At 74.0% G+C, this 6,844-nt stretch carries 6 protein-coding genes; 4 read left to right on the top strand and 2 right to left on the bottom strand.

Annotation, left to right across the window (positions count from 1 at the left end; translation table 11 throughout):
* The 4 genes from HMPREF0731_RS17110 to HMPREF0731_RS17125 all read left to right on the top strand — a co-directional run.
* On the top strand, positions 1–1,595 hold a 1,595-nt coding region (locus HMPREF0731_RS17110; protein ID WP_007005436.1), incomplete at its 5' end, for an efflux RND transporter permease subunit.
* Between the two features lie 78 nt (positions 1,596–1,673).
* Positions 1,674–3,323 carry an FAD-dependent oxidoreductase gene (locus HMPREF0731_RS17115; protein ID WP_007005437.1) on the top strand — a complete coding sequence of 550 codons (1,650 nt, stop codon included), beginning with the start codon at positions 1,674–1,676 and terminating at the stop codon, positions 3,321–3,323.
* Between the two features lie 363 nt (positions 3,324–3,686).
* Positions 3,687–4,517: an acyltransferase gene (locus HMPREF0731_RS26225; RefSeq protein WP_007005438.1), complete on the top strand. Its 831-nt coding sequence runs from the start codon at positions 3,687–3,689 to the stop codon at positions 4,515–4,517.
* Positions 4,514–4,708, top strand: a complete 195-nt coding sequence (locus tag HMPREF0731_RS17125) for a hypothetical protein (protein WP_007005439.1) — start codon at positions 4,514–4,516, stop codon at positions 4,706–4,708. The genes HMPREF0731_RS26225 and HMPREF0731_RS17125 overlap by 4 nt, the downstream gene beginning before the upstream one ends.
* Positions 4,709–4,712: 4 nt before the next feature.
* Here the strand turns inward: HMPREF0731_RS17125 and HMPREF0731_RS17130 are convergent, their stop codons facing one another.
* Together HMPREF0731_RS17130 and HMPREF0731_RS17135 are read right to left on the bottom strand one after the other, a co-directional pair.
* The gene (locus tag HMPREF0731_RS17130) at positions 4,713–5,678 is read right to left on the bottom strand and encodes a sensor histidine kinase (RefSeq protein WP_169312302.1); all 966 of its coding nucleotides are present in this window, start codon (positions 5,676–5,678) and stop codon (positions 4,713–4,715) included.
* Positions 5,679–5,926: 248 nt separating this feature from the next.
* A partial coding sequence (locus HMPREF0731_RS17135) for a hypothetical protein (protein WP_040613812.1) occupies positions 5,927–6,844 on the bottom strand: 918 nt, incomplete at its 5' end.

Here is a 6,844-nt window from a genome sequence, read left to right on the forward strand (position 1 = left end):
TGGAGCGCGCCCGCGGCGGCTATGGCCGCGCCATCGGCTGGCTGGTGCGGCGCACGGTGCTGGTGCCGCTCGGCGTGGCGGGCGCCATGGCGGCCGCCGCCTGGCTGTTCCTGGCGCTGCCGGCGACGCTGGTGCCGAACGAGGACCAGGGCGCGCTGTTCGTCGATGTGCGACTGCCCGACGGCGCCTCCCTGGAGCGCACCGAGGCGGTGATGCGCGAGGTGCAGGCGGTGCTGGATGCCACGCCGGGGGTCGAGGCCTCGGTCACCGTCGCCGGCTTCAGCATCCTCGAAAGCGCGCTGCTGCCCAATGGCGGGCTGGGCATCGCGGCGCTCTCCCCCTGGGGCGAGCGCGACGCGCCGGAGCAGCAGCTGCGCGGGCTGATCGGCACGCTGCAGGCGCGCTTCTCCGCCATCCCGGGCGCCATCGTGGGCGTCTTCCCGCCGCCGCCGATCCCCGGTGTGGGCGCGGTGGGCGGCCTCGATTTCCGCCTGACCGCCCAGGCCGGGCAGTCGCCCGAGGACCTGGCCGAGGTGGCGCGCGGCCTGGCCGCGGCCGCCAGCGCCGAGGCCGCGATCGGCGGCGCCAGCACCAATTTCTCGGCCAGCGTGCCGCAGCTGCGGCTGGAGCTGGACCGGCTGCGCGCCGAGAGCTTCGGCGTGCCGGTGGGGCAGGCCTATGCCGCCATCGGCGCGCAGTTCGGCTCCCGCTACGTCAACGACTTCGTGCTGCGCAACCGGCTCTATCAGGTGATCCTGCAGGCCGAGGCGGCGCAGCGCGCGGCGCCGGAGCAGGTGCTGGACCTGCATCTGCGCAACAGCGCGGGCGAGATGGTGCCGCTGCGCGGCCTGGCGCGGCTGGAGACGGTGCTCGGCGCCTATTCGCAGCCGCGCTACAACCTGTTCCCGGCGGCGCAGATCAACGCCCAGGCCGCGCCCGGCCAGAGCAGCGGCGCGGCGATCGCCGCGATGGAGCGGGTGGCGGCGGAGACGCTGCCCGAGGGCTATGGCTATGAATGGTCCGGCCTGGCCCTGCAGCAATTGCGCTCGGCGGCGCAGACACCGGTGATCTTCGCCCTGGCGCTGGCCTTCGCCTATCTCTTCCTGCTCGGCCAGTATGAGAGCTGGACGCTGCCGCTTTCCATCCTGCTGTCGCTCGCCGTGGCGGCGCTCGGCGCCACCTTCGCGCTGTGGCTGGCCGGGGTGGAGAACAGCCTCTACGCGCAGATCGGGCTGGTGCTGCTGATCGGGCTGGCCAGCAAGAACGCCATCCTGATCGTCGAATTCGCCCGCAACGAGCGCGAGGCGGGGCGCGGCATCGCCGAGGCGGCGCAGCGCGCGGCGCAGCAGCGCTTCCGCGCCGTGCTGATGACGGCGATCTCCCTGGTGCTGGGCGTGGCGCCGCTGGCCATCGCCTCGGGCGCCGGGGCGGCGGCGCGGCAGGCCATCGGCATCACCGTGCTGGGCGGCATGCTGGCGGCGACGACGCTCGGCATCCTGGTCATCCCGACGCTCTATGCCGCCGTGCAGGGGGTGAGCGAGCGGCTCTCCCGCCGCCGGGGCCAGGGGGAGGCCAAGGCCCCGGCCGAAGGCTGAGCCGCCACCCTGGCGCGCCGCGCCGCCGGATGCGATGGAGCAGGCGGCAACGCGGCAGGGCAGGGCAGGGCAGGGCGGATGGCGGAACGGGCGGTGGATGTGCTGGTGCTGGGCTCCGGCGCGGCGGGTCTGGTGGCGGCGCTGGTGGCGGCGCGGCAGGGGCTTGCCGTCGCGGTGCTGGAGAAGACGGACCGGCTGGGCGGCACCTCCGCCATGTCGGGCGCCGGGACCTGGATCCCGGCCAACCACCACGCCGCAGCCGCGGGCATCGAGGACAGCGCGGAAGCGGCGCTGGCCTATCTGCACGCCGCCGCGCCCGCGGGCTGGGCGGAGCAGGAGGCACCGCTCTGGCAGGCCTTCGTCGCGGCGGCGCCGCGGATGCTGCGCTTCGTCGAGCAGCACACGCCGCTGCGCTTCGCCCTGACGCCGGAGCCCGACCCGCTGCGCACCCTGCCGGGGGCGCTGCCGCGCGGGCGCATGCTCTCGCCGCTGCCGCTCAGCCGCTGGCGGGCGGGGCGGCATGCGCTGCGCATCCGCCGCTCCACCATCCCCGAGATCTTCACCTATCACGAGGCGGTCACCACCGACCTCTACCACCACCCCTACCGCACCGCGCTGGCGCTGTGGCCGCGCCTGCTGTGGCGGCTGCTGACCAACAGCCGCGGCAAGGGCACGGCGCTGGTCACCGGGCTGCTGCGCGGCTGCCTCGACGCGGGCGTGCAGGTGGTGCCAGAGGCCGAGGCGCTGGCGCTGACCCAGGATGCGATGGGCGCGGTGACCGGCGCGCGCATCCGCCATCGCGGCCGTGAGGAGGCGTGGACCGCCCGCGCCGGCGTGGTGCTGGCCACGGGCGGCTTCGAATGGGATCCGGCCCGGCTGGAAGAGCATTTTCCGGGGCCGGTGGATTACCGCGGCAGCCCGCCCGCCAACACCGGCGACGGGCAGCGCATGGCCGTGGCGGCCGGCGCGGCGCTCGCCCGGATGGACCAGGCGACCTTCACCCCCTCCGTCCCCACCCGCTACGAGGGGCGCCTGCTGGCCCAGCCCGTGCCATTCCACACCGAGCCCTATGCCATGCTGGTCGACCGCCATGGCCGCCGCTTCGTCAACGAGCTGACCTTCAACATCGGCGAGGCGCTGGACCGCCGCGACGCCACGGGCCAGCCGCTGCATCTGCCGGCCTGGGTGATCACCGATTCCCGCATGCTGGAGGAGGTGCCGCCGGTGCGCTGGGCCGCCGCCGCCGATCCCGCCTGGCTGCGCCGCGCCGACAGCCTGGAGGAGCTGGCGCGGCTGACGGCGCTGCCGCCCGACGCCCTGGCGGAGAGCGTCGCGCGCTTCAACGCCGCCGCCCTGGCCGGCGAGGATGCCGAGTTCCACCGCCCGGCGCGGGCCGACGCCGCCTCGGCCGGGGACAAAAGGCGGCGGGCGGGCATCAAGCCGATCGACCGCCCGCCCTATCTGGCGATGCCGTTCAGCCGCGCCATCCTGGGCACCAAGGGCGGCGCCCGGACCAACGAAAGGGCCGAGGTGCTACGCCCGGATGGCAGCGTCATCCCCGGCCTCTACGCGGCGGGGCTGGCCATGGCCAACCCGATCGGCACCCGCAATGTCGGCACCGGCACGACGATCGGGCCGAACATGGCCTGGGGCTACATCGCCGGGCACAGCCTGGCGCGGCGCAACGCGGCCATGGCGGACCATGGCGCCAGCATGAACGGAACATGAAGAATTACCATGAAGCCATGCACGAAGCCCCTCCCGCCGCCGTCTAAGGCGGCCGCCTGCCTGGCAACCGGGAAACCGTCATGTCCGAGTTGCAGGCCGCCTCCCTCGGCGCCATGACAGCGCCGCCAGCGGCAGCTGGTGCTGGGCCCCGAGGGCGTTGATGCGCTGCGCATGCAGGATGGCAGCCTGGCCTTCTCGCTGCCGGGGGCGGCGCTGGGTGCTGCATCAGATCGCCTAGATATTTTACATAATATAGATTATAAATTTAATATACCGGGAGCGTTTTTCCTTCCCGCCCCGCGTTGCACAACTCCATTGCCACTCCGTTACGGGTGCGATAATTCGCCAGGCGGGGGTGAAGCTATGGACTGGACCGATCCGCGTGCCGTCCTGGCGCGGCTGCAGCAGAATGCGGGAGTGGCATCGCTGGGGCTGATCGGCTCTACCGGCTACGCCCTGCCGGCCTTGCGCGCCCCCCTGGTCATCGACCCGGGCCAGCCCGGCGCCGCCGAGGCGCTCCGCCGCGCCGCCATCAAGATCGAGGGCGAGCCGGGGCCGGGCAACCTGATCGTGCTGGACCGCGACACGGTGACACGCGGCCTGGTGGTGGAGCTGAAGGGCAAGCAGGGCAATCTGGTGCTGCTCGGCGGCCCGCAGCAGCTCATCAAGGGGCGGCTGCGCCTCTCCGGCCACCACAATGCCGTGCTGCTCGGCGCCAGCGGCAAGACCAGCCTGACCATGACCATGACGCTGCGCGCCCAGCACGGGCTGCTCTTCGTGGGTGAAGGCGCCACCTGCGGCGGCGCGCATATTTGGCTGGAGGGCGAGGCCACCTCGGTCGCGCTGGGCGAGGACTGCATGCTGGCCACCGAGATCTGGCTGCGCACCGCCGATGGCCACGGCATCATCGACCTGGCGACCCGCCGGCAGACCAACCCGCCGCGCTCGATCCTGCTGGAGCCGCATGTCTGGCTGGGCCAGGAGGTGCTGGTGATGCCGGGGGTGCGCATCGGCGCCGGCTCCATCGTCGGCGCGCGGGCCGTGGTCACCAAGGCGCTGCCGCGGCATTGCGTGGCGGCCGGCATCCCGGCGCGGGTGATCCGGCGCGGCGCCTCCTGGACACGCTCCGCCCTGCCCGGCCCCGAGCAGGTCGGCGCCGTGGTCGCCACGCTGCGCGAGGAGGTCGAGGCGTGATCCCGGAGGAGGTGGAGGCCGAGGATACCTCGGTCGATCCGTGGCTGCGCGCCGAGCACCAGCGCGCCGGGCTGTACCGCCTGCTGTGGACGATCGTCGAGGCGATAGAGCAGGCCGAGCCCGGCTACGCCCTGCCCGAGCCGGTGCTGGATGCCGCGCGCGCCATGCTCGACCTCTGCGCGGAGGGGTAAGCGCTCAGGCGGCGCTGGCCGGGCGCAGCGTGCAGACCAGCCCGCCGGGCGCGAAATCCAGGTCGATCTCCGCCTCGAACTCGGCGGCCAGGGCCTGGCGGATCATCCGCGTGCCGAAGCCGGTGTGGCGCGGCGGCCGCACCGGCGGCCCGCCCGCCTCCTGCCAGACCAGGCGCAGCGGCTGCGCCGCGCTGTCGGCGCCGGACCAGCTGACCCGCACCGCGCCGCCAGGGCGCGACAGCGCGCCGTATTTCGTCGCGTTGGTCGCCAGCTCATGCACCGCCATGGCCAGGGTCAGCGCCTTGCGCGGCGACAGCGTCACCGCCGGCCCCTCCAGCCGCACCGCGCCATCGCCGGCCGGGAAGGCGCGCAGCGCGTGCTCGATCACGCTGCGCAGCGGCGCCTCGATGCCGCCATCCTGGGTCAGCAGCGCCTGCGCCTCGGCCATGGCGTCGAGGCGCGACAGGAAGGACTCGCGCGCCGCCGCCATGTCCTGCCCGGTGAGCGACTGGTTGGCGACCGCGCGCACCACCGCCAGCATGTTGCGCACGCGGTGGTTCAGCTCGTCCAGCAGCAGCTCGCGGTGCCGCTCGTAGAGGCGCCGCTCGGAGATGTCGCGCACGATCAGCACGCCGCCGGTCACCACCCCGTCGCGCAGCACCGCGGCGTTGGAGCAGGAGACGGGGATCGGCCGGCCATCGCGGTGGAAGAACACATCCTCATGCGCCCGCAGGCTCTCGCCGGTCGCGAAGACGCGGCCGAGCGGGCAGTCCTGCATCGGGAAGGGCCGCCCATCCGGGTGGTGATGGTGCAGCATGTCGTGCAGCGGGCGGTCCAGCAGCTCCGCCATCGACCAGCCGAACAGCGCCTCGGCGGCGGGGTTGGCGAAGACGGTGCGGCCCTGCCCATCGAGCAGGAAGATCGCCTCGAGGGCGTGCCGGGTGATGAGGCCGGCCAGTTCGTCTTCCATGAGGCGCTGCGCCGCCTGGTGAGGCATCGTGACGCTCCCGGTGAAAGCCGCGTGTAAAGGCTGGGCGTGACATTATCGCCGCAGAGTATGCGCCACAAGAGCCCGCCTCCCCGCCGGCACCGTGGCGAAGAGGATCGCGCGCGCTATTGCCTTGCGCACGCGGCGGTCCAGCGTGGACATGGCTTTGACTGGGCCGGGGGCGCAAGCGTGCCGCGCTTCCGCTTGGGGGCGCGGCGTGTTGCGCCGCCTCAGCCCGGCGGGTGCTTCGCCAGCGGCACGATGCCTTCCAGCAGCGCCGGCATCTCGGTCAGCGGCACGGGCAGGCGGTCAGCCTCCAGGCGGATCTCGTCCAGCAGCCGGCCGGCGGCGGTGTAGAGCGCCAGGTGCAGCGCGCCCTCCACGGCGCGCGGCACGCAGACCAGATCCTCGCCCGGCGCCTCCTGCCGCGCCACCTCGACGAAATCGCGGATCTCGTCCAGCCCGCCGCTCTGCTCGCCGGCCTCCTCCAGGAAATCGGCGATCTCCGCCTCGGCCTCGGGCAGCGGGACGAGGGCCAGCGGCACGCAGCCGCCCTGCGCCTGGAAGGCGGCGTGGCGCCAGCGCTCGAAGGCCTCGGCGCGCGCCGCCTCCTCGGGGGTGGGCGGCGCGTCCTCGGCCGGCAGGGCGGGCAGGCCGTCGCGCAGCACCTCCTCCCAGAGCGGCAGGCCCCAGTCGAGCTGCACGCCCAGCAGCAGGCCGAAGCCGGCGGCCCGCAGCGCCTCGGGCGCCGCTGGCGGCAGGGCGTCGGGCGCCTGGCCGTCCAGCATCTGATGCAGCGCGCCGCGCAGCCGGCAGGGGGTCAGTTCGGCGAGGCTCTCAGCCGCGCGCCATTGCGGCAGCAGATGCAGCGCGACATTGCCCGGCAGCGCGCCGGACGCCAGGAAACCCTCGATCAGCGCCGCCGGCTCCGGCGGTTCGCCGGGCGGCAGGGCCACCGGCAGCGCCACCAGCCCGGCCCAGCCGGAGGGGCCGAAGGCGCCCTCGGCGGCGAGGTCCAGCAGCTCCTGCGACAGATCCCCGGCCGCCTCCTCGCCATAGCGCTGCGCCACGCGGCGCACCGCCTGCTCCAGCACGCCGTCGCGCCCCTCCCCGATCAGCGCCTCGGCGCAGGCCTCGAAGGCGGCGCC

The sequence above is a fragment of the Pseudoroseomonas cervicalis ATCC 49957 genome, assembly GCF_000164635.1.
Taxonomy (GTDB): Bacteria; Pseudomonadota; Alphaproteobacteria; order Acetobacterales; family Acetobacteraceae; genus Pseudoroseomonas; species Pseudoroseomonas cervicalis.

What these genes read in the sequence shown, in the direction of transcription:
- HMPREF0731_RS17115 (WP_007005437.1), top strand. Translation starts at nt 1,674, where the DNA reads ATGGCGGAACGGGCGGTGGATGTGCTGGTGCTGGGCTCCGGCGCGGCG.
- HMPREF0731_RS26225 (WP_007005438.1), top strand. Translation starts at nt 3,687, where the DNA reads ATGGACTGGACCGATCCGCGTGCCGTCCTGGCGCGGCTGCAGCAGAAT.
- HMPREF0731_RS17130 (WP_169312302.1), bottom strand. Translation starts at nt 5,678, where the DNA reads ATGGAAGACGAACTGGCCGGCCTCATCACCCGGCACGCCCTCGAGGCG.